This is a genomic window from Arthrobacter sp. J156 (assembly GCF_056172865.1).
This window is the reverse complement of sequence record NZ_CM149650.1, coordinates 1,378,966-1,400,222: the sequence shown is the minus strand read 5'-3', so window position 1 is coordinate 1,400,222 and position 21,257 is coordinate 1,378,966. Positions and strand designations below refer to the sequence as shown.

The following is a 21,257-nucleotide window of genomic DNA, read 5'->3' as shown; positions in this document are numbered from 1 at the left end:
CCACAGGCAGGGGGCGTTCCGCGCCCGCGGGGACTATTCTGGAAGCACTATCCGTCAAAGGGGAACATGACCAACGACAGCCAGCCCAACCCTCAGGACCACGACCTCAGCGAAGAGGAGATCCACTCCGTCATCGAGCGCATCCTGGCGGCCGACAAGGCCGCCGGGGAGGCCTCGACCGTCCGCTCCGGGGCGCAGCCGTCCTTCTCGGGGTTCGGCCGCGTGGGCCGGGCCCAGGAGCTCGCCAGCGGCGGGGACGGGCACTCCGAGTACGACGGCGAGCAGCAGGACCTCGCCGAGCGGCGCGCCCTGCGCCGCGTCGCCGGGCTCTCCACCGAGCTCGAAGACGTCACCGAGGTCGAATACCGGCAGCTGCGCCTCGAGCGGGTCGTCCTCGCCGGCATCTGGAGCGAGGGGACCGTCCAGGACGCCGAGAACTCCCTGCGCGAGCTCGCGGCGCTGGCCGAGACCGCGGGCTCCGAGGTCCTCGACGGCGTCATCCAGCGCCGGCTGAAGCCGGACCCCGGCACGTTCCTCGGTTCCGGCAAGGCGGTCGAGCTCAAGGACATCGTCGCGGCCACGGGTGCCGACACCGTCGTCGTCGACTCCGAGCTCGCCCCGTCGCAACGGCGCGGGCTGGAGGACATCGTCAAGGTGAAGGTGATCGACCGGACCGCCCTGATCCTGGACATCTTCGCCCAGCACGCCAAGAGCCGCGAAGGCAAGGCCCAGGTCGAGCTCGCGCAGCTCGAATACCTCCTGCCGCGCCTGCGCGGCTGGGGCGAGTCCATGTCGCGCCAGGCCGGTGGCCGCGTCGGCGCGGCCGGCGGCGGCATCGGCTCCCGCGGTCCCGGTGAGACGAAGATCGAGCTCGACCGGCGACGCATCCGCAACCGCATGGCCAAGCTGCGTCGGGACATCGCCGCCATGAAGCCCGCGCGCGAGGCCAAGCGCGCCAACCGCAAGCGCAACACCGTCCCGTCCGTGGCCATCGCCGGGTACACCAACGCCGGCAAGTCCTCCCTGCTCAACCGGCTCACCGACGCCGGCGTGCTCGTGGAGAACGCGCTCTTCGCGACGCTCGACCCGACCGTCCGCCGGGCACAGACGCCGGACGGCGTCGGATACACGCTCGCCGACACCGTCGGGTTCGTCCGTTCCCTCCCGACGCAGCTCGTCGAGGCGTTCCGCTCGACGCTCGAGGAGGTCGCCGACGCGGATCTGATCCTGCACGTCGTCGACGCGTCCCACCCGGACCCCGAGGGGCAGATCCGGGCGGTCCGCGAGGTCTTCCGCGAGGTCGACGCCCAGGAGGTCCCGGAGATCATCGTGCTGAACAAGGCAGATGCCGCCGATCCCTTCGTCGTCGAGCGCGTGCGCCAGCGCGAGCCGCGGCACATCGTCGTCTCGGCGCGGACCGGCGCCGGGATCCCCGAGCTGCTCGAGCTGATCAGCGCGGGCATCCCGCGGCCCAGCGTCCAGCTCGACGTGCTCATCCCCTACGACCGCGGCGACGTCGTCAGCCGGCTCCACGGAACCGACGCCGAGATCCTCTCCACCGAGCACCGCGGCGACGGCACCCTGATGACGGTCAAGGTGCGCGAGGGGCTGGCGCAGGACCTGGAGCAGTTCGTCCTCCATGGCTGAGCTGGAGGAGGTCGTCGCCCTCCTGGACACGGCCGTCGCGAAGATGGGCGGCCAGAGCAGGCCCGGCCAGCACGAGATGGTAAGGCACGTCGTCGAGTCCCTCGACGAGGGGCGCCACCTCCTGGTCCAGGCCGGCACCGGCACCGGCAAGTCGCTGGCCTACCTTGTGCCCGCGATCGCCCACGCCCTCGAGTCCGAGCATCCCGTCGTCGTCTCGACGGCCACGCTCGCGCTCCAGTCCCAGATCGTCGGACGTGACGTGCCGCGGCTGCTCGAGAACCTCGCCGGGCAGCTGCCGCGTCCCGTGGACGTGGCCCTCGCCAAGGGGCGCGGCAACTACGTCTGCCGCTACAAGCTCGGCGGCGGCTACCCGGACGAGGACGAGGGGGCCCTCTTCTCGCTCGGCGAGGACGGCAGCGCACGCCCCGCCACCGGACAGGGTCCCACGAGCGCCCTCGGCCAGGAGGTCGTGCGCCTGCGCGAATGGGCCGAGGACACGGAGACGGGGGACCGCGACGACCTGGTGCCCGGAGTCAGCGACCGTGCGTGGCGCCAGGTCTCCGTCACCGCGATGGACTGCATCGGGGCGCAGAAGTGCCCCATGGCGGAGGAATGCTTCAGCGAGCTGGCCCGGAAGCGCGCGGCCGAGGCCGACATCGTCATCACCAACCACGCCATGCTGGCCGTGTCCGCGTTCGAGGGGCTCGCGGTGCTGCCGGAGTTCGAGACCGTCATCATCGATGAGGCCCACGAGCTCCAGGACAGGGTCACGAGCTCGGTCACCCGCCAGCTCTCGGCCGGGCTGGTCGGCGCGGCGGCCTCCGCCGCGCGCAAGCACTGCCACGTCGTCGTGGAGCCACTCAACCGGGCCTCGGAGGCGCTGCAGCGCAGCCTCGAGGGCATTCCCAGCGGGCTCATGCCGCTCGGACTGAACGACGAGCAGGCCGCCGCCGTGGACCTGGTCCGCGAGGCGGCGCGGGTCGCGCTGTCCGACTCCAAGCCGCAGCAGGGGGAGGCCGTCGACGGAGGCAAGCAGCAGGCCCGCTCGCAGCTGCTCTACCTCCTGGAGATCTGCGAGCGGATGGCGTCCGCCCAGGACGCCAGGGAGGTCCTCTGGGCCTCGCGCCAGGGCGGCTTCGTCCCCGGCCAGGGCTACGTCCAGCCCGACGAATCGAGCCCCGCGACGCTGAACATCGCCCCGCTGGGCGTCGGCGGCCGCCTGCGGGAGGGCCTCTTCGACGGGCGCACCGTCGTGCTGACCTCGGCCACGCTGGCGGTGGGTTCCGCGTTCGAGCCCGTGGCCGGATCGCTCGGCCTGCTCGGCGAGGGGGCCCCGTCCTGGACCGGAATCGACGTCGGAAGCCCCTTCGACTACCCCAAGCAGGGCGTGCTCTATGTGGCCCGGCACCTGCCCCGGCCCTCACGCTCCCTCGCCCCGGAACTCCTGGACGAGCTCGAGGACCTCATCCGCGCCTCGGGGGGAGGGGCGCTCGCCCTCTTCTCCTCGCGGCGCGCCGCCGAGGAGGCCGCCGAGGCCTTGCGCCCGCGGCTCGACCAGGAGATCCTGTGCCAGGGGGAGTCCGGCATGGCCTCCCTCGTCCGCCGGTTCGCCGAGGAAGAGGACACGTGCCTCTTCGGCACGATGACGTTGTGGCAGGGGGTCGACGTGCCCGGGCCGTCCTGCCGGCTCGTCGTCATCGACCGGATCCCGTTTCCGCGACCGGACGATCCGCTCTCGACGGCGCGGAGCCGCGACGTCGCCCGGCGGGGAGGCAACGGCTTCATGGCCGTGTCCGCGAGCCATGCGGCCGTGCGGCTGGCGCAGGGTGCCGGTCGCCTCATCCGCTCGACCGGCGACCGGGGCGTCGTCGCCATGCTCGATCCGCGCCTGGCCACCGAGCGCTACGGGGCGTTCCTGCGCGCCTCGCTCCCGCCGATGTGGGCGACCACGGAGAAGGACACCGTCCTCGGCGCGCTCCGCCGCCTCGCGCCGGACGCGTCGTAGCGGACGCACCGTCCGGAACAGCCGTGGCCGGCGGCGCGCCGGAGCGGGGCCAACGCGACACACCGGTCCGGTCGTGCCGGCCCGGCGTGGCGTGGTCCGCGTTGAGAAGGCAGCCCGGCGTCCGGTGCCGCCCGGCCCTGGTTAGAGGGAGCGCATCACCGAGACGACCTTGCCCATGATGGTCGCGTGGTCACCCAGGATGGGCTCGTACTGCCGGTTCTGCGGCAGCAGCCACGTGTGGCCGTCGCGCTGCCTGAAGGTCTTCACCGTCGCCTCGTCGTCGAGCAGCGCCGCGACGATGTCGCCGTTGTCCGCGGTGTTCTGCCTCCGCACGACCACCCAGTCGCCGTCGCAGATCGCGGCCTCGACCATCGAATCGCCGCTGACCTTGAGCATAAAGAGCTCGCCGTGGCCCACGAGCTGCCGGGGCAGTGCCATGACGTCCTCCACCGTCTGGTCGGCGAGGATCGGACCGCCCGCGGCGATGCGCCCGACGAGCGGAACGAACGCCGTGTCGGCGGCCGAGGCGAGCTCCGAGACGGGCATCCCGTTGGCCGCCCGCAGGTCCGGCTGCTCCGGCGCCGGGCCCTCGGCGTCCGCATCGGTGAGGGTGAGGGGGACCAGGATCTCCATGGCGCGCGGCCGGCGGGGGTCCCGGCGGATGTAGCCCATCTTCTCGAGCTGGGCGAGCTGGTGGGTGACGCTCGAGAGGCTCGCGAGGCCCACCGTGTCGCCGATCTCGCGCATCGAGGGCGGATAGCCGTGCGCGCCGACGGCGCGCTGGATGGTCTCGAGGATCTTCTTCTGCCGGATCGTGAGGCTCTTCCGCGCGCTCCTGGGTGCCGGCGACTCTGCTGCGTTCATGGTGTGCCCCATCCTGTTGACCTCGTTCACGGCGGTGCCACTCGTCGGCGTCGGACCCAAAGCGTCGGTAGCGGCTGGTGCAGTGGTTCCCGTGAACCACCTATCCCAACGCTAGTGGAGCCCGAGGCCCATTTCAAAGATTTGTTCGAACGTGTCTCGACAAGCGTCGGTCAAGGGTGCTAAACAGGTATCAATCACTTTCGAAGCTATGTTCTAGATCGCTGATCCCAGGGCGAAGATTCGAAGACCTCCTCGAGAAAGGCACGACCATGGCACAGCCCGCCCTCGCCGCCGCTGCAGGAACCCCCATGATCCACGTCGCCTCGACGGGCACGCCCGGCGCCCGTACGGCGCCCTCCGGTGGATTGCGCCTGACCCGGCGCGGACGCTTCGTGCTCATCGGCCTGCCCGTCCTGCTCGTGGCGGCCGTGCTGCTCGTCGTCGCCGGCGTCTTCACGGCGCCCGCCATGGCCGCCGACGGCTCCACGGGAGAGCCGCTCCGGGCCGAACTGGTCACGACGATGGCGGGCGACACCCTGTGGGGGCTCGCCTCCGAGTTCGCCCCGGAGCGAGACCCGCGCTCCGTCATCCGCGAGATCACGGAGCTCAACGGCCTCACGAGCCAGACCATCCTCCCGGGGCAGCAGCTCTACGTCCCCACCGGCGGATAGGGCCCGGTCCGCCAGGGCGCGTCACGGGACGATCCGCGGCGGCATTGTTACCGGCCGGCGCCGCCGATTCCCGGGGCCGTGGCCGCGGAGAATAGACTGAATCGGTGACTGAACAGCTGGAGCGACTCGCCAACCTGCCGCTGCGGGAGAACCTTCGCGGCCTGCAGCCCTACGGGGCCCCGCAGCTGCACGTTCCCATCCAGCTCAACGTCAACGAGAACACCCATCCGGTCCCCGCCGAGGTCCAGGCCGCCATCGCGGCCGACGTCGCAGCGGCCGCCGCCGGGCTCAACCGCTACCCCGACCGGGAATTCACCGAGCTCCGGACTCGTCTTGCCGCCTACCTGGGCCACGGACTCGACGCGGAGAACATCTGGGCCGGCAACGGTTCCAACGAGGTGCTGCAGCAGATCCTCCAGGCCTTCGGAGGGCCGGGGCGCACCGTCATGGGATTCCCTCCCACCTATTCGATGTACCCGCTGCTCGCGAGCGGCACGGACACGGGCTACGTGGCCGGCCGCCGGGAGGACGACTTCGCGCTCACCGCGGCCTCGGCCGCCGCGCAGGTCGCCGAGGCCGCTCCCGACGTCGTCATCCTCTGTTCCCCGAACAACCCCACCGGCACGGCGCTGGGGCTCGACGTCGTCGAAGCCGTCTACGAGGCGGGGACGCCGAGCCGCACCGTCGTCGTCGTCGACGAGGCCTACGCCGAGTTCGCCCAGACCGGAACGCGTTCCGCCCTCACGCTCCTTCCGGGGCGCGAGCGCCTGATCGTCTCCCGCACCATGAGCAAGGCCTTCGCCCTCGCCGGTGCCCGGCTCGGCTACCTCGCCGCCGCTCCGGAGGTCGCCGACGCCCTCCGGCTCGTGCGCCTGCCCTACCACCTCTCCGCCGTCACCCAGGCCACCGCGAACGCCGCGCTCAAGCACGTCGCCGCCCTGCTGGCCAACGTCGAGGCGATCAAGGAGCAGCGGGACCGGATCGTGGCGGCCTTGACCCAGATGGGCCTCTCGCCCGCCCCGAGCGACTCCAACTTCGTCTTCTTCGGAGGGCTCGCGCACCCCTCGCGCGTCTGGCAGGGCCTGCTCGACGCCGGGGTGATCATCCGCGACGTCGGCATCCCCGGCCACCTCCGGGTCACCGCGGGAACCCCCGAGGAGACCACGGTCTTCCTGGACCGCCTCCGCCTGCTGGTGGCCGAGCCCGGGGCCCTGGCCACCGCGGACGGCCACGCCCCCGACGCCCCGTAGCGCGGATAGACTGTACGCCGGCCCACCGGCACCACACCGCCACCACCCACGCCCGAACGAGGAACACCATGACTGCAGAACTGCTGAGCGGCCGCCGCGCCCGGATGAGCCGGAAGACCAGCGAGTCGACCGTCTCCGTCGAGCTGGACCTCGACGGGACCGGGCAATCGACCATCAGCACGACCGTGCCGTTCTACGACCACATGCTCACGGCCCTCGCGAAGCACTCCCTGATCGACCTCACGGTCGAGGCCACGGGCGACACCCACATCGACGTGCACCACACCGTCGAGGACGTCGCGATCACGATCGGCGAGGTCCTGCGGACCGCACTCGGCGACAAGGCCGGCATCCGCCGCTTCGGGGAGGCCACGGTCCCCCTCGACGAGGCGCTGGCCCACGCCGTCGTCGACATCTCCGGACGCCCCTACCTGGTCCACGGTGGCGAGCCGGCCGGGCAGGAATACCACCTCATCGGCGGGCACTTCACCGGCTCGCTCACGCGCCATGTCTTCGAGGCCCTGACGCTTCACGCGCAGATCTGCCTCCACCTGAACGTCGTCGCCGGCCGGGATCCGCACCACATCGTCGAGGCCCAGTTCAAGGCCTTCGCCCGGGCGCTGCGCGCGGCCGTCGAGCCGGACGCCCGCCTTGGCGGGGCCATCCCCTCGACCAAGGGCGCGCTTTAGGATGGCCCGCCCCTCCGTCACCGTCCTCGACTACGGCTCGGGCAACGTCCGCTCCGCGGTCCGGGCGCTCGAGCGGGCCGGCGCCGAGGTCGTGCTCAGCCGCGATCCCCGCGACGTCTCGACGGCGGTCGGTCTCGTGGTGCCCGGCGTCGGCGCGTTCGCGGCCGTCATGAAGGCGCTCAAGGACGTCGGCGCCGTGCAGCAGATCGGCCGCCGCATCGCGGGCGGCCGCCCGGTGCTGGGGATCTGCGTCGGCCACCAGGTGTTCTTCGAGGAGGGCGTCGAGCACGGCGTCCGCACCCAGGGCATGGGGGAGTGGCCGGGAACGGTCGAGCTCCTGAAGGCGCCCGTCGTCCCGCACATGGGGTGGAACACGGTGGCCCCGCCGGCGGGGTCGCGGTTGTTCGAGGGCATCGAGGACGAGCGCTTCTACTTCGTCCACTCCTACGGCGTGCAGCGGTGGGAGTTCGAGGTGCTGCAGCCGCGCATGACGCCGCCGGCCGTGACCTGGGCCGAGCACGGCGTGCCGTTCATCGCGGCCGTCGAGAACGGACCGCTCTCGGCCGTGCAGTTCCACCCGGAGAAGTCCGGCGACGCCGGCGCCCGGCTGCTGCGCAACTGGCTGGGCACGCTCTGATGTGGAGCATCCTGCTGATGGCGCTCGGCGGCCTCCTGATCGGCGGCGCCTTGTCGCTGCGGAGCCAGAAGGCGCACGTGTCCTGGATCGCCGCCTGCTGGCTTCTCGCCGCCCTCGCGCTCGGCGCCGCCTACGCCCTGACCCTGTGAGCTGCGGCCGCACCCGCGGCCGCCTCCGACCGAACCGCCACCGAACGAAAGCCACCGACCATGAGCACCCCCCACGAGCCCATCCTTGAACTCCTCCCCGCCGTCGACGTCGCCGACGGCCAGGCCGTACGCCTCGTGCAGGGCGAGGCCGGCAGCGAGACCGGCTACGGCGACCCCCTCGAGGCCGCACTCGCGTGGCAGAACGACGGCGCCGAGTGGGTCCACCTCGTCGACCTCGACGCCGCGTTCGGGCGCGGACAGAACACGGAGGTGCTGCGCCGCGTCTCCGACCAGCTGTCCATCAAGGTCGAGCTCTCCGGCGGCATCCGCGACGACGCCTCCCTCGAGCGCGCGCTCGAGTTCGGCGCCGCCCGCGTGAACCTGGGCACCGCGGCGCTCGAGGACCCCGAGTGGACGGCGCGCGCAATCGCCCGCCACGGCGACAAGATCGCCGTCGGGCTCGACGTCCGCGGCACCACGCTGGCCGCCCGGGGCTGGACGCAGGAGGGCGGGGACCTCTGGGAGGTCCTGGCCCGGCTCGAGGACGCCGGCTGCGCGCGGTACGTCGTGACGGACGTGACCAAGGACGGAACGCTGCGCGGACCCAACGTCGAGCTCCTGGCGCAGTTGTGCGAGCGCACGGACAAGCCCGTCGTCGCCTCGGGCGGCATCTCGAGCCTCGAGGACCTGCGCGTGCTGCGCACCCTGGTGCCCGCCGGCGTCGAGGGCGCGATCGTCGGCAAGGCCCTGTACGCCGGCCGCTTCACCCTGCCGGAGGCGCTCGACGTCGCCGGCCGCCGCTAGGGGCGCGGCCGCGCCGATGGACGCCGAGGGGACGACGCCGGGGCGGCACCTGCCCGGGCACATCGAGGCCGCGCTGCGCCGCGCGGGCGGGGCCGCCGACTCCGCCGGACAGCCGTGGTCCGGGCGCGACCTGGCCGGGGAGGGCAATCCGCTGCACGCCTTCGACGCCGACGACGGACTCCCGGACGCCGGCTACGAGGCGGCGGTCGCCGCGCTCGTGGCCGGCACCGGCGACGAGGCCGGCGTCGTCTCCTCCCTCGCGACCGCCCGCGTCTTCGTCCCGGTCCTCGCATCGCTGGCCGAGGGCGGGCTCGGCGAGCACGGCTTCGCCGAGGACAAGGAGGCGGACATGGCGCTCGTGACCATCACGGCCCCGGACGGACGCGCCGCCCTGCCCGTGTTCTCCGGCGTGGACCGGCTGCGCGCCTGGCACCCCCAGGCCCGCCCCGTGGCCGTGTTCGCACCCCGCGCCGCCCTGTCCGCGGTGTCCGAGGGGGCCCAGCTGCTGGTGGTGGACCCGGGATCGGACGTCACGTTCGTGGTCCGGCGTCCGGCCGTCTGGTCCCTCGCGAAGCAGCGGCCCTGGGTCCCGGGCTACGCCGACGGGCGCCACGCCGCGCTCTTCGAGGGCCTCGTCGACCAGGAGCCCGACGTCATCGGGTTGACCGCCGCGCCGGGGCGCGGGGTCGCCTCGCGCACGGCCTCCGGCGCCGTCGTCGCCGGCGGGGGATCCGGTCCGGAAGTGCGGCTGGAGATCGCGTTCGCCCAGGGTACGACGCCGGAGCGCGCCCGGGCGGCCGTCGCCCGGATCCAGGAGCGGTTGCGCGGCGACACCGCCTTCAGCGAGGGCGTGGACTCGCTCGAACTGGCGCTCACGACCCGGGCGCCGGGAGCCGGCCAGAGGTGAACTTCGTCCGATACGCCCACTTGCTGCGGCAACCGGGCGTCGCCTGGCTTCTCGCCGCCGGGATGGTGGCCCGTTTCCCGCACTCCGCGGCCGGGATCCTGCTGACGCTGCACGTCGTGCAGACGCTCGGCCGCGAGTGGACCGCCGCCGGGACGGTCGCGGCGCTGATGACCGTCGGCATCGCGCTCGGTGCCCCGTGGCGGGGCCGTCAGGTCGATACCCACGGGCTCCGCCGGGCCCTGCTGCCCTCGGTCCTCGTGGAGGGGGCGGTATGGACGGCCGCGCCACACGTGTCCTACGAATGGCTCCTCCTGCTCGCCTTCGTCGGGGGCGTGTTCGCGGTTCCGGTCTTCAGCGTCGTGCGCCAGGCGCTCGGGGTGATGACCGCGGGCGATACGCGGCGCTCGGCCTTCGCCCTCGACTCGATCGCCACGGAGCTCGTGTTCATGTGCGGTCCCGCGCTCGCCGCCGTCATCGCCACGAGCGCGTCGACCCGGCTCGGGCTGACCGGCGTAGGGATCGCGGCGGCCCTGAGCGGACTCGTGCTCATGTGGCTCAATCCGCCGACGCGCTCGGGGCAACCGGGCGCCGTCGTCCCGAGCGAACCGGCCGAGGAACGCAAGGGGGCCGAGGCGTCCGTCGTCGCCGCGGCGCCCCTCCACCTCGCCGAGGCGGAGGCCGAGCTGATCCCGGCCGGCCTCAAGGAGACGCGGCGTCGGATCCAGCAGCGCGGCCGGGGCTTCCGACACCGCTTCGCGTGGGTGACGGCGGGCGTGGTGGGCGTCTTCCTGGCAGCGTCCGGGGCGGGGCTCGTCCTCGCAGGATCCGAGGTCGCCGTGGTCGCCGTCCTGCAGGGCATGGACCGCGTGGCGGAGCTCGGGATCGTGTTCGTCTTCTGGTGCGGCGCGTCGCTCGTGGGCGGACTCGTCTACGGCGCCCTGCCATTCAGGCTGCCGCCGCTCGTCCTGCTCCTGGCGATGTCCGTGCTCAGCGTCCCGCTGTTGTTCGCGCAGGACACCTTGACGCTCGCGCTGCTCACCGTCGGCCCGGGCCTGCTGTGCGCCCCGGTCCTGGCCTCCGCCTCGGAGCGGCTGACCGAGCTCGTCCGCGAGGAGCGGCGCGGAGAGGCCATGGGCTGGTACGGCTCGGCGCTCACGGGAGGCACGGCGCTGGGCTCGCCGCTCGTCGGCCTCGCGATCGACAACGGCTCGACGGCCGCAGCCTTCGTGCTGATCGGTGTTGCGGGATCCCTGCTGAGCCTGGCGGCGTTGACCGCCCAGCTCCTGCGGCGCCGCCGTCGCGGCCGGGGTCAGCGGATCCTCGCCTGATCCCGGCCGGCGCCACCGCGCCCCACCGCCAGCAGGCAGGAGGCCTGCCGGGGATGCCCGCCCCACCGGCGCCGAACCATCAGAGGGCGGGAGGCCCGTCGGGGCCGCCCGGCCCCTTCTTGTCGACGGACGCGGCGGGGCCCCGCCGTCCCGCCGTCGTCACGGCGGGTCGACGGGGCCCCGTGGGTTCCCGGCGTGGGGTCAGTTCACCGGTCCGGTGAACTTCTCTCCCGGGCCCTGGCCCGGCGCGTCCTGGATCGTCGACGCCTCGCGGAAGGCGAGCTGGAGCGAGCGCAGCCCGTCGCGGAGCGGGGCGGCGTGCTGGCTGCCGATCTCCGGGGCGGCGGCGGTGATGAGGCCCGCGAGGGCGGTGATCAGCTTGCGGGCCTCGTCGAGGTCCTTGAGGTCCTCGGCGTCGTCGCCGGCGGCGAGGCCGCACTTCACCGCGGCGGCGCTCATCAAGTGGACGGCGGCCGTCGTGATGATCTCGACGGCGGGTACTTCGGCGATGTCTCGGACGGCTCCGGCCTCGGGCGCGACGGACTCCGGATTCGATTCGGGGGTGCTCATACTGCTAAGCTTTCCACAGACCGACCTGATTCGTGCATTCGGGGGGCGCCGTGACGTGGCCCCCTTCCGTTCGAAGCAGGCATGCAAGTGGAGGCCTGACTCCCACCCGCGATAGCCGCAGAGGCTGCCGGGTCAATTCGGCGGTGGAGGTCCAACCTCCACCCGGCGGCCCGTCCGTCAACGAATTCCAAGGCCTCCGCCTGCCCCGCAGCCGGAGGCCTTTTCCTGTTGCGGGCGGCTTCGGACCACGAACAGCAGGAGTGACACATCAGCGATCCACGCATTAACGATCGAATCCGCGTCCCGGAGGTGCGGTTGGTTGGACCCAACGGCGAACAGGTGGGCGTAGTCCGCATCGAGGACGCCTTGCGTCTGGCCGCCGAGTCCGATCTTGATCTCGTCGAGGTGGCGCCTACGGCCAAGCCTCCCGTGTGCAAGCTGATGGACTTCGGCAAGTACAAGTACGAAGCCGCCGTGAAGGCGCGCGAGGCCCGGAAGAACCAGACCAACACGGTTCTCAAGGAAATCCGCTTCCGCCTGAAGATCGACAAGCACGACTACGAGACGAAGACGGGCCACGCCCTGCGCTTCCTCTCCGCCGGCGACAAGGTCAAGGCGATGATCCAGTTCCGCGGCCGCGAACAGCAGCGTCCGGAAATGGGCATCCGCCTGCTGAACAAGTTCGCCGAGGACGTCGCCTCGGTCGGCATCGTCGAGTCCACGCCGCGGATCGACGGGCGCAACATGGTCATGGTCGTCGGCCCCCTGAAGAACAAGGCGGAGGCCAAGGCCGAGGCGCGCCGCCAGGCGCAGCGCGAGCAGGACAAGGCGAAGGCGGCCGCGGGCAAGGAACGGGTCGACACCGACGCGGACCGGCCGGCGATGTCGCAGTCGCTGGGCGACGCCCTGCCGGAAGGCCTGAAGGCGCAGTTGGCCGCCAACGAGGCGGCGGCCGACGAGGCAGTGGTCGACGAGGCAGTGGCCGAGCCGGCAGCTGCTGAGGCCCCGGCCGCCGAGGACGTCCCGGTGGCGGCCGAGCCCGCCGAGGAGAAGCCGGCCCAGCCGGTGGAGACCGCGCCGGTCCAGCCCCGGGCGGCGGCCAAGCCGGCCGCGGAGGTCAAGCCGGTGGCCAAGCCGGCCGCTGAGGCCAAGCCTGCTGCGGCGAAGCCCGCCGTGGCGGCGCCGAAGCCAGCGGCCAAGCCGGCCCCGAAGCCGGCCGCAGCGGCACCCAGGCCGGCCCCGAAGCCGGCGCCCCGCAGCTCTGCCAAGCCGGGTCCCGCCAAGTAGGCGGACCGGGCTGGCACATCCCCACCGGGATGCACACCCACCCACGGGCTTCCGGATCCGGAAGCCCGCAAGATCCCCGGTCCGCCAGCGGACACGGGAGCACGTAAGGAGAACGGCGGACATGCCGAAGTTCAAGACCCACAGCGGTGCCAAGAAGCGCTTCAAGCTCACCGGCAGCGGCAAGCTCAAGCGCCAGCAGGCCAACCGCCGCCACTACCTGGAGCACAAGCCCTCCACGCTGACCCGCCGGCTCAAGGGCGACCTGATCGTCTCCAAGGCCGACACCAAGACCATCAAGCGGATGCTGGGCCTCTAAGCAGACGCACCGGGAGCCCCCGCTCCCATCCATTCACGCAGTTCCCTCCGGGCTCGCCGCCGCATGATCGGCGCACCGGGGGCCAGATATTAAGGAGTACACACGTGGCACGTGTGAAGCGGGCAGTCAACGCCCACAAGAAGCGCCGGGTCGTCCTCGATCGGGCCAAGGGCTACCGTGGTCAGCGTTCGCGCCTCTACCGCAAGGCCAAGGAGCAGCTGCTGCACTCGTTCGTGTACAGCTACGGCGACCGCCGCAAGCGCAAGGGCGACTTCCGCCGCCTGTGGATCCAGCGCATCAACGCCGCTGCCCGCGCCAACGGCCTGACCTACAACCGCCTCATCCAGGGCCTGAAGGCCGCCGAGGTCGAGGTCGACCGCCGCATGCTCGCCGAGCTGGCCGTCTCCGATGCCAACGCCTTCGCCGCGCTGGTCAAGGTCGCCAAGGAGGCCCTGCCGGCCGACGTCAACGCACCGAAGCCGGCCGCTGCCGCTCCGGCCGCACCGAAGGCCGCCAAGGCCGCGCCGAAGGCGGCCAAGGTCGAGGCTCCCGCCGCCACCGACGCCGACGCCGCCACCCCGGCCGCCAAGGCCGAGGCCGCCGGCGCCCGCAAGGCCGTCGAGGGCGAGGCCGCCCCGGAGGGCTTCGTCATCAAGGGCAACGCGCAGTCCAACAAGTACCACGTGCCCGGCTCGACCTGGTACGAGCAGACCGTCGCCGAGTACTGGTTCGACTCGATCGAGTCCGCCAAGGCCGCCGGCTTCGAGCCGGCCGGCGGCGAGGCCCGTCAGCAGATCAAGGACGCCTAGGTCCCCGCACCGACGGCAGCACCCCGCAGGGGGCGGAACCCATCGTGGTTCCGCCCCCTGCGGCGTTCCCCGATAGAGTCTTCCCATGATCCGCCCCGCGTCGCCTCCTCCCGTCCTGTCCAATCCGCGGGCCGACCGGGTCCGCGAGGTCGCCCGTCTGGCCACGCGCCAGGGACGGCAGAAGACCGGGCTGTTCCTGGCCGAGGGGCCGCAGGCCGTGCGCGAGGCCCTGCGCCTGCAGGGCCAACGTGCGCGCGATGGCGGCGATGCCGTCGTCGAACAGGTCTACGCGACCGGGGAGTGCCTGCGGCGCCACCCGGAGCTCGCCGCGGAGTCGGCCGGCGTCGAACTGCGCCTGGCGGAGCCGGAGGTCGTCGCGGCGATGGCGGACACGGTCACGCCGCAGGGCGTCGTGGCGGTGTGCCGCCTGCCCCGCACCCGCCTCGAGGACGTCCTCGAGGCGCGCCCGCGGCTCGTCGCCGTGCTGTGCCGCGTCCAGGACCCCGGCAATGCGGGGACGATCCTGCGCGCGGCCGACGCCGCGGGCGCCGATGCCGTGCTGCTGACCGAGGGCAGCGTCGACATCTACAACCCCAAGGCCGTCCGCTCCACGGTCGGTTCCCTCTTCCACCTGCCCGTCGTCACGGGCGTGCCCCTCGAGGCGGCCGCCGGGGCGCTGCGGGAGGCCGGGCTCTCCGTGCTGGCCGCCGACGGCTACGGCAGCGACGACCTCGATGGACTGCAGGACGACGCCGTCCGCCGCCACCTGGGCGGGGAGGAACCCGGCGTGCTCGCCGGTCCCACCGCCTGGCTCTTCGGCAACGAGGGCGCCGGCCTCGCCCAGGAGGAGCTGAGGCTGGCCTCGCGCCGCGTGGCGGTGCCGCTCTACGGTGTGGCTGAATCGCTCAACGTCGGAACTGCCGCTACCGTATGCCTGTACGCCTCGGCACGGGCCCAGCGGCGCGGAGGCACGCGCGGCTAGGCAGGCCGCCGTCCGGTCCGCCCGGCCGCGGCCCCGTCGCGCCGGGGGAGGCCCAGGCTCCCCGCGTCCGGGGGAAAAGAGGTTGACTCCATGGCAGCATCCGGTGGCACCAAGGCCGTCGTCGCCGCACTCGCGGCCAACCTGACCATCGCGGTCTTCAAGTTCGTGGCGTGGCTCGTGACGCAGTCCTCGTCGATGCTCGCCGAGGCCATCCACTCCGTCGCCGACTCCGGGAACCAGGTCCTGCTCCTCATCGGAGGCAAGAAGGCGACGCGTCAGGCGAGCCCCGAGCACCCCTTCGGCTACGGCCGGGAACGCTACATCTACTCCTTCATCGTCTCGATCGTGCTCTTCAGCGTCGGCGGGCTGTTCGCGCTGTACGAGGCCTACCAGAAGTTCCTGCACCCCCACGGCATCGAGGGACGCTGGTGGTGGGTCCCCCTCGTGGTCCTGGTCGGCGCGATCATCGCCGAGTCGTTGTCCTTCCGCACCGCGGTCATCGAGTCGAACCACGTGCGCGGACGCAGCGGCTGGGTGCAGTTCGTCCGCCGCGCCAAGTCGCCCGAGCTGCCCGTCATCCTCCTCGAGGACCTCGGCGCCCTGTGCGGCCTCGTGTTCGCGCTGCTGGGCGTCTCGCTGACGCTCATCACCGGCAACGGGGTCTACGACGCCCTCGGAACGGCGATGATCGGCCTGCTGCTCGTGGTCATCGCCGCGATCCTGGCGGTCGAGACCCGGTCCCTCCTGCTCGGCGAGTCCGCGACGCGCGAGCACGTCGCCGCGATCGAGCAGGCCATCACCTCCGACGGCACGGGCATCATCCACCTCAAGACGCTGCACCTGGGGCCCGAGGAGATCCTCGTCGCCGCCAAGATCTCCGTGGGAGCCGGCGCGAGCGGGGCCGAGATCGCCGCCGGCATCGACGCCGCGGAGTCGCGCATCCGCGCGGCCGTTCCCCTGCGGACCGTCATCTACCTCGAGCCGGACCTCGATCGGGACGCCGCGTCCCGGCCGGCCCCGTCCGGCGCCGGGCTGGACGGGACCCCGTGACCGCGGGACGGCAGATCGTCGGGGCCGCGATCGTCGACTCCCTCGCGGAGCCGTCGCGGCTGCTGGCGGCGCGCCGCTCCAGCCCCGAGCACCTGGCCGGGTTGTGGGAGTTCCCCGGCGGGAAGGTGGAGCCGGGGGAGGACTGCCGCGAAGCGCTGTTGCGCGAGCTCCGTGAGGAGCTCGGGATCGGCGCGGTCCTCGGCGCGGAGCTCGTCGGACCGACGCCCCGTGGCTGGCCGCTCGCGGGCACGGCCGCGATGCGCGTCTGGTTCACCGAGGTGTCCGACGGCGTGGCCGCGCCCCTCGAGGACCACGACGAGCTGCGCTGGGTGCGGCTCGGGGACGAGGCCCTGGCCCTGGACTGGATCCCGGCCGACCTGCCGATCGTGCGGGCGCTCCTGGAGGAGGCCGTGGCCGGACCTGATTCGGCGCGGCCCTAGTTCGACTCGGCCGGAGTGAACGCCCCGGCCGCGGCGCCTCCGGAGGCCGCCGCGTCGCGCCGGCCGCCCAGCGGATGGGCGAAGCGGATCAGGTTGCCGTCGGGATCCACGTGCGCGCCTTCCCGCAGCCCGTACTCCGTGTCCACGGGATCGCTCGTGGGGGAGTCGTAGCCCCGCCCGTCCGTGGCCCGGCGCCATTCGGTGGCCAGTTCGTCGGCGTCGTCCACGTAGACGAAGGCCGAGGCGAAGTTCTCGGCCGGATCCAGGGTGGGTGCCTCCCACAAGTGGATACGGACGTTGTCGCGCCGGGCGTAGGCGTAGGCCTCGTCGCCGTCGTAGCCGGTGACGTCGAAGCCGAGGCTCGCGTAGTGGGACATGGCCCGCTCGATGTCGATGACGGGGAACACGGTCGCTGCTGCTTCCAGGGTGGCCATACCGCGAGCCTATCCAAGCCCGTGGCGCGGGACAACGCCCCGGCCGCTGGCGGGTTCGCGGCACGGACGGCGGCGCCCTGCCGTGGGGCACGCGTCCTGACCCGGCCCGGCCGCCGGGGACTCACGGCAGCGTGAACAGCGCGTCCTGCCCCGCCGGCGCCCGGCCCGACGCGGCCGCCCTGGACCGGGAACGGCTTCCCGGCCCCGCCGCTGCGTGGCCCCGTCCGGCCGCTGCGTCCGCGTGGCCGTGGGAGGCACGCAGCTCCCGCGCCCTCTCCTGCGCCTCGCGAAAGGCGCCGCCGCCGGCCGCGAGCCCGTGGCGGGTGCGGAAGTGCCGGATGCGGCCCGCGAGCCAGGAACGGTACTGCGGATCCGCCGTCGACCCGCGCGCGAAGAGGCGGGAGTAGCCCGGAAGCAGGTCCGGGCGGTGGGTGCGCAGCCACGCGAAGTACCACTCCCGGGCCCCGGGGCGCAGGTGGAGCGGGCCCGCGGTGACGCTCGAGGCTCCGGCCGCGGCGAGCGAGCCGCAGAGCGCGTCGAGGCACTCGTCAGAGTCGCTGAGCCACGGGAGCACGGGCATGGCCATCACGGACGCGTCGACGCCCGCGTCGACGAGCCGCCGCAGGAGGCGCAACCGCGCCGTGGGCGAGGGGGTGCCCGGTTCGATCCGGGCGCTGAGGGAATCGTCGGTCATGGCGATCGACAGGCCGACGCCGACGGGCACCCGCCGGGCGGCCCAGGTGAGCAGCTCGAGGTCGCGGGCCAGGAGCGTGCCCTTGGTCAGGATGGAGAACGGCGTCCCCGATCCGGCGAGGGCGCGGATGATCCCCGGCATCAGCCGGTAGCGCCCTTCCGCCCGCTGGTAGGGGTCGGTATTGGTGCCCAGGGCCACGTGCTCGCCGGCCCACGACGGACGGCGCAGCTCCGCGGCGAGGACCTCGGCGATGTTGACCTTCACGACGAGCTGGGCGTCGAAATCGGCTCCCGTGTCGAGATCCAGGTAGCTGTGGGTCTTGCGGGCGAAGCAGTAGACGCACGCGTGGCTGCACCCGCGGTACGGGTTCACGGTCCAGCGGAAGGGCATGCCGGAGGCCTCGGGAACCCGGTTCAGCGCGCTCTTGGAGAGGACCTCGTGAAAGGTGATTCCGTCGAAGGCGGGCGTCGTGACGCTGCGGAGGATCCCGCGGAGCGGAAGCGGGGCGCCGACCTGGCCGGCGGTCCCCGCTTCCGGCGATCCGGCTGGCTGCCGGATCAGCTGAGCTTCCCATCTCACACCTTGAGTAGAACATAGATTCGAAGCAATGTCGAGTCCTTCGAACGCGGCAGGACCGTGCCGGATACGATGGGCCCATGATCCTGCTGACCGGCTTCGAGCCCTTCGACGGCGCCGCCGAGAACCCCTCCATCCTCGCGGCACGCGCCGCGGCCGGGGTGCTGCGGGCCGCGGGCCACGACGCCGAGGCCGTCGAGCTTCCCTGCGTGTTCTCCCGGTCCGGGCAACGGCTGGAGGAGGCGCTCGAGCGGTTCCGCCCCGACGTCGTCCTCTGCACGGGGCTCGCCGCCGGGCGAGGCGCCGTCTCGCTCGAGCGGGCGGCGCTGAACGTCATCGACGCCCGCATCCCGGACAACGAGGGCGCCCGGCCCGTCGACGTCCCCGTCGTCGACGGCGGTCCCGCGGCCTACTTCACCCGGTTGCCTCTCAAGCGCACCCTCGCCGCCCTGCGCGCCGCGGGCATCCCCGCCGAGGTCTCGCAGACCGCGGGGACCTACGTCTGCAACCAGGTCTTCTATCACCTGATGCACGCCCTGGAATCACGGACGGCCGCGGGGGACGGGCCTCCCGCGGGCGGCTTCGTCCACGTCCCGGCCGTCGACGCCGCGGACGGGGGAACCGGGATCACGGTCCCCCTCCTGGCCCGGGCCCTTGAGATCGCCGCGCTCGAGGCCCTCAGCGGTGCCCCCGACGTCGCGCTCGCGGCGGGAGCCGAGCACTAGCCCGGCGTCCTGCGCAGGACCGCGGCGATCGGGCGCACGGGACGTTCCCGGTACCCGCCCGCCGACAGCCCGGCGCGGCGCTCGAACACGTTCCTGGATGCTGGATCCCCGGTGCGCAGGAGGGACCAGGCAGCGGCGGCGAAGTACAGCGGGAGGAAGGGAAGGCCGAGGCACGCCGCGTACTGGGACGCGTGGCGCTCCTCGTGCGCCATGAGCCCCGGATGCCGCTCCGCGGGGGCCAGGTGCGCGCGCAGGAACACGACGCTGCCGATCGTGAACGCCCCCGCGACGGGCAGGCGCGGGCGGTACCCCGAGGCCACGAGGATCCCGTCGCGGTACGGGCGCACGGGGCAGCCCGCTGCCGCCGCGAGGCCCAGGCCCAGCGGCGTGCTCAGGTTGGCCCAGTTCGCGATCGTGCGGACGCGCTTGACATCGACCATGGGCCAAGCCTAGCGATGGCACGGCACCGCCGCCGCCGGTAGTGTTCTGCACACGGCGGCGGACGGGCCGCCCGCACCGAGGGAAGCCACATGTCCAGGAAGCTCCGCATCCTGATCCCGCTGCTGGCGGCCGTGTTCGTGCTCAGCGGCTGCGTCCGGCTCGGGATCGACCTCGTGGTCCATGACCCCGCTTCCGCCGATGCCTCGCTCGTGTTCGCCGTGAACCGCGACGTGCTCGACGGGCAATCCGTGGAGGACCTCCTCGGGCAGCTGCCCGGGGGCAGCGACCCGTTCCAGGGCCTGCCGGCCGACGCCGTCCGGGAGGCCCACGAGGAGGACGGCTACACCGGGTACCGGTTCACGGCGGAGGGCTTTTCCCTCGCCGAGGCGGCCGCGGTGGACGGCGGCGCGCTGGAGGGCGCGCGGCTGGAGCACCGCGACGGCCGGTTCCGCTTCACGGCCACCACGGCCGCCAGCGGGGCGGAGCTCGAGCAGGCCAGGGCCGTGTTCAACGAGGCGAGGCTCTCGAGCACCTTCCCCGGACGCGTTCTCGAGGCGAGCGACGGCGCCGCCGTCGAGGGCAACATCGTTGTCTTCGACCTCACGGCGGGAGGCGCCCTCCACGCCGTCGCCGAGGACACCGGCCGCGGGATCCCCGGGGGCGTCCTCGCCGGCGTGGGCGCCGCCGTGCTCGCCGGGCTCGCGGGATTCGCTGCGCTCAAGCTCGCCGCCGAGCGCCGCCGACGCCGCGGGGGCCTTCCGCCGCGCGGCGGCGAGTCGCAACCGGCGGCCGATGACGGGCCGCGCCCGGAGGCCCGGTCGGGGCGCGGCGGCGGCCTGTTCTAGACTGGAGGGCAGAATCCACGATCCTCCAGCGAAAAGGCCGTGCACCTCCATGTCTGACGTCTCGTCGCCTTCCGTCGGCGCCACCGCCACGGACACCGGCGTCCCCCACCCGACCGACGAGGCCGCCGTCGGCGCCGCCGTCGAACGCGCCCTCGCCGCCTTCGCCGAGGCCGCCGACCTCGAGCAGCTCAAGCAGGCCCGCCTCGCCCACACCGGCGAGAAGTCCCCGCTGAGCCTGGCCAACCGCGGGATCGGCACGCTCGACAAGTCGCAGAAGGCCGTCGCGGGCAAGATCGTCGGCGCCGCCCGCGGCCGCCTGAACCAGGCCCTCGCCGCCCGCACGGCGGTCCTCGAGGAGGAGGACGCCGCCCGCATCCTCGTCGAGGAGTCCGTCGACGTCACCGCCGCCCCGCGGCGCCGCCGCGCGGGTGCCCGCCACCCGCTGTCCGTGCTGCAGGACCGCGTCGCCGACATCTTCGTCGGCATGGGCTGGGAGATCGCCGAGGGGCCCGAGGTCGAGTCCGAGTGGTTCAACTTCGACGCCCTGAACTTCAAGCCGGACCATCCCGCCCGCGAAATGCAGGACACGTTCTTCGTCGAGCCGCCCGAGGCCCACCTCGTGCTGCGCACGCACACCTCGCCCGTCCAGGTCCGCTCGCTGCTCGAGCGGGAGCTGCCGGTCTACGTGCTGTGCCCGGGGCGCACCTTCCGCACCGACGAGCTCGACGCCACGCACACCCCCGTCTTCCACCAGTTCGAGGGCCTCGCCGTGGACAAGGGCCTGACCATGGCCGACCTGCGCGGCACCCTCGAGCACTTCGCCCGGCAGATGTTCGGCGCGGAGGCCGAGATCCGGCTGCGCCCGGCCTATTTCCCCTTCACCGAGCCGTCCGCCGAGCTCGACATCTGGCACCCCGGCGCCAAGGGCGGGCCGCGCTGGATCGAGTGGGGCGGCTGCGGCATGGTCAACCCGAACGTGCTGCGCGCCGCCGGGATCGACCCGGAGGCCTACACCGGGTTCGCGTTCGGCATGGGCGTCGAGCGCACCCTCATGTTCCGCAACGACGTCGCCGACATGCACGACATGATCGAGGGCGACGTCCGTTTCAGCCAGCACTTCGGGATGGAGATCTAAGG

24 protein-coding genes are annotated in these 21,257 nt (G+C 72.9%); 19 read left to right on the top strand and 5 right to left on the bottom strand.

Annotated elements, in window-relative coordinates; all coding sequences use genetic code 11:
• The first annotated feature begins 66 nt into the window (after positions 1–66).
• Together hflX and AC0QR5_RS06465 are read left to right on the top strand one after the other, a co-directional pair.
• The gene (gene hflX / locus AC0QR5_RS06470; protein WP_329862670.1) at positions 67–1,647 is read left to right on the top strand and encodes a GTPase HflX; all 1,581 of its coding nucleotides are present in this window, start codon (positions 67–69) and stop codon (positions 1,645–1,647) included.
• A complete protein-coding gene (locus AC0QR5_RS06465) occupies positions 1,640–3,652 on the top strand; it encodes an ATP-dependent DNA helicase (RefSeq protein WP_329862672.1) in 2,013 nt (670 codons plus the stop codon). Before hflX ends, AC0QR5_RS06465 begins: the two co-directional genes overlap by 8 nt.
• A gap of 141 nt (positions 3,653–3,793) precedes the next feature.
• Here the strand turns inward: AC0QR5_RS06465 and lexA are convergent, their stop codons facing one another.
• On the bottom strand, positions 3,794–4,516 hold the full coding sequence (lexA, locus tag AC0QR5_RS06460) for a transcriptional repressor LexA (protein WP_329862674.1): 723 nt from the start codon (positions 4,514–4,516) through the stop codon (positions 3,794–3,796).
• A gap of 269 nt (positions 4,517–4,785) precedes the next feature.
• On the opposite strand from lexA, the gene AC0QR5_RS06455 reads away from it, so the two are divergent.
• The 8 genes from AC0QR5_RS06455 to AC0QR5_RS06420 all read left to right on the top strand — a co-directional run bounded on the left by AC0QR5_RS06455 (position 4,786) and on the right by AC0QR5_RS06420 (position 10,951).
• Positions 4,786–5,187, top strand: a complete 402-nt coding sequence (locus AC0QR5_RS06455) for a LysM peptidoglycan-binding domain-containing protein (RefSeq protein ID WP_329862676.1) — start codon at positions 4,786–4,788, stop codon at positions 5,185–5,187.
• A 104-nt stretch (positions 5,188–5,291) separates the two neighbouring features.
• Positions 5,292–6,437, top strand: coding sequence for a histidinol-phosphate transaminase (locus tag AC0QR5_RS06450; protein WP_329862678.1), 1,146 nt, complete (start codon positions 5,292–5,294; stop codon positions 6,435–6,437).
• 68 nt (positions 6,438–6,505) lie between these two features.
• A complete protein-coding gene (hisB, locus tag AC0QR5_RS06445) occupies positions 6,506–7,126 on the top strand; it encodes an imidazoleglycerol-phosphate dehydratase HisB (protein WP_329862680.1) in 621 nt (206 codons plus the stop codon).
• Position 7,127: 1 nt separating this feature from the next.
• Entirely contained in the window at positions 7,128–7,763 is a 636-nt protein-coding gene (gene hisH / locus AC0QR5_RS06440) for an imidazole glycerol phosphate synthase subunit HisH (RefSeq protein ID WP_329862682.1), read from the top strand.
• Positions 7,763–7,912: a hypothetical protein gene (locus AC0QR5_RS06435; protein WP_329862684.1), complete on the top strand. Its 150-nt coding sequence runs from the start codon at positions 7,763–7,765 to the stop codon at positions 7,910–7,912. The genes hisH and AC0QR5_RS06435 overlap by 1 nt, the downstream gene beginning before the upstream one ends.
• Before the next feature lie 60 nt (positions 7,913–7,972).
• Positions 7,973–8,716, top strand: coding sequence for a bifunctional 1-(5-phosphoribosyl)-5-((5-phosphoribosylamino)methylideneamino)imidazole-4-carboxamide isomerase/phosphoribosylanthranilate isomerase PriA (priA, locus tag AC0QR5_RS06430; protein ID WP_329862686.1), 744 nt, complete (start codon positions 7,973–7,975; stop codon positions 8,714–8,716).
• Positions 8,717–8,732: 16 nt separating this feature from the next.
• Positions 8,733–9,623 carry an SseB family protein gene (locus tag AC0QR5_RS06425; RefSeq protein ID WP_329862688.1) on the top strand — a complete coding sequence of 297 codons (891 nt, stop codon included), beginning with the start codon at positions 8,733–8,735 and terminating at the stop codon, positions 9,621–9,623.
• The gene (locus tag AC0QR5_RS06420; RefSeq protein ID WP_329862690.1) at positions 9,620–10,951 is read left to right on the top strand and encodes an MFS transporter; all 1,332 of its coding nucleotides are present in this window, start codon (positions 9,620–9,622) and stop codon (positions 10,949–10,951) included. Before AC0QR5_RS06425 ends, AC0QR5_RS06420 begins: the two co-directional genes overlap by 4 nt.
• Positions 10,952–11,152: 201 nt before the next feature.
• On the opposite strand, the gene AC0QR5_RS06415 is transcribed toward AC0QR5_RS06420, so the two are convergent.
• The gene (locus AC0QR5_RS06415; protein ID WP_329862692.1) at positions 11,153–11,521 is read right to left on the bottom strand and encodes a DUF1844 domain-containing protein; all 369 of its coding nucleotides are present in this window, start codon (positions 11,519–11,521) and stop codon (positions 11,153–11,155) included.
• A 309-nt stretch (positions 11,522–11,830) separates the two neighbouring features.
• On the opposite strand from AC0QR5_RS06415, the gene infC reads away from it, so the two are divergent.
• The 6 genes from infC (at position 11,831) to AC0QR5_RS06385 (ending at position 16,405) form a co-directional block, all read left to right on the top strand.
• Positions 11,831–12,808 carry a translation initiation factor IF-3 gene (infC, locus tag AC0QR5_RS06410; protein ID WP_475372502.1) on the top strand — a complete coding sequence of 326 codons (978 nt, stop codon included), beginning with the start codon at positions 11,831–11,833 and terminating at the stop codon, positions 12,806–12,808.
• A gap of 121 nt (positions 12,809–12,929) precedes the next feature.
• Positions 12,930–13,124, top strand: a complete 195-nt coding sequence (gene rpmI / locus AC0QR5_RS06405; RefSeq protein WP_329862694.1) for a 50S ribosomal protein L35 — start codon at positions 12,930–12,932, stop codon at positions 13,122–13,124.
• Between the two features lie 104 nt (positions 13,125–13,228).
• The gene (rplT, locus tag AC0QR5_RS06400) at positions 13,229–13,933 is read left to right on the top strand and encodes a 50S ribosomal protein L20, sunset domain variant (RefSeq protein ID WP_329862696.1); all 705 of its coding nucleotides are present in this window, start codon (positions 13,229–13,231) and stop codon (positions 13,931–13,933) included.
• A gap of 85 nt (positions 13,934–14,018) precedes the next feature.
• The gene (locus AC0QR5_RS06395) at positions 14,019–14,915 is read left to right on the top strand and encodes a TrmH family RNA methyltransferase (protein ID WP_329862698.1); all 897 of its coding nucleotides are present in this window, start codon (positions 14,019–14,021) and stop codon (positions 14,913–14,915) included.
• A 90-nt stretch (positions 14,916–15,005) separates the two neighbouring features.
• Positions 15,006–15,965 (top strand): cation diffusion facilitator family transporter, encoded by a 960-nt coding sequence (locus AC0QR5_RS06390; protein ID WP_329862700.1) that lies wholly within the window; start codon positions 15,006–15,008, stop codon positions 15,963–15,965.
• Positions 15,962–16,405 carry a (deoxy)nucleoside triphosphate pyrophosphohydrolase gene (locus AC0QR5_RS06385; RefSeq protein ID WP_329862702.1) on the top strand — a complete coding sequence of 148 codons (444 nt, stop codon included), beginning with the start codon at positions 15,962–15,964 and terminating at the stop codon, positions 16,403–16,405. Before AC0QR5_RS06390 ends, AC0QR5_RS06385 begins: the two co-directional genes overlap by 4 nt.
• Here the strand turns inward: AC0QR5_RS06385 and AC0QR5_RS06380 are convergent.
• Entirely contained in the window at positions 16,402–16,839 is a 438-nt protein-coding gene (locus AC0QR5_RS06380) for a bleomycin resistance protein (RefSeq protein WP_329862704.1), read from the bottom strand. The two genes, AC0QR5_RS06385 and AC0QR5_RS06380, sit on opposite strands and share 4 nt — an antisense overlap.
• 121 nt (positions 16,840–16,960) lie before the next feature.
• Positions 16,961–18,112, bottom strand: coding sequence for an Rv2578c family radical SAM protein (locus AC0QR5_RS06375; RefSeq protein ID WP_329862706.1), 1,152 nt, complete (start codon positions 18,110–18,112; stop codon positions 16,961–16,963).
• 77 nt (positions 18,113–18,189) lie between these two features.
• Here AC0QR5_RS06375 and AC0QR5_RS06370 point away from each other — a divergent pair, with 77 nt between their 5' ends.
• Entirely contained in the window at positions 18,190–18,834 is a 645-nt protein-coding gene (locus AC0QR5_RS06370; RefSeq protein WP_329862708.1) for a pyroglutamyl-peptidase I, read from the top strand.
• Here the strand turns inward: AC0QR5_RS06370 and AC0QR5_RS06365 are convergent.
• Positions 18,831–19,274: a hypothetical protein gene (locus AC0QR5_RS06365; RefSeq protein WP_329862710.1), complete on the bottom strand. Its 444-nt coding sequence runs from the start codon at positions 19,272–19,274 to the stop codon at positions 18,831–18,833. The genes AC0QR5_RS06370 and AC0QR5_RS06365 overlap by 4 nt on opposite strands.
• A gap of 90 nt (positions 19,275–19,364) precedes the next feature.
• On the opposite strand from AC0QR5_RS06365, the gene AC0QR5_RS06360 reads away from it, so the two are divergent.
• Together AC0QR5_RS06360 and pheS are read left to right on the top strand one after the other, a co-directional pair.
• Positions 19,365–20,120, top strand: coding sequence for an LppM family (lipo)protein (locus tag AC0QR5_RS06360; RefSeq protein WP_329862712.1), 756 nt, complete (start codon positions 19,365–19,367; stop codon positions 20,118–20,120).
• Positions 20,121–20,169: 49 nt separating this feature from the next.
• Positions 20,170–21,255, top strand: coding sequence for a phenylalanine--tRNA ligase subunit alpha (pheS, locus tag AC0QR5_RS06355; RefSeq protein ID WP_329862714.1), 1,086 nt, complete (start codon positions 20,170–20,172; stop codon positions 21,253–21,255).
• Positions 21,256–21,257: the final 2 nt, after the last annotated feature.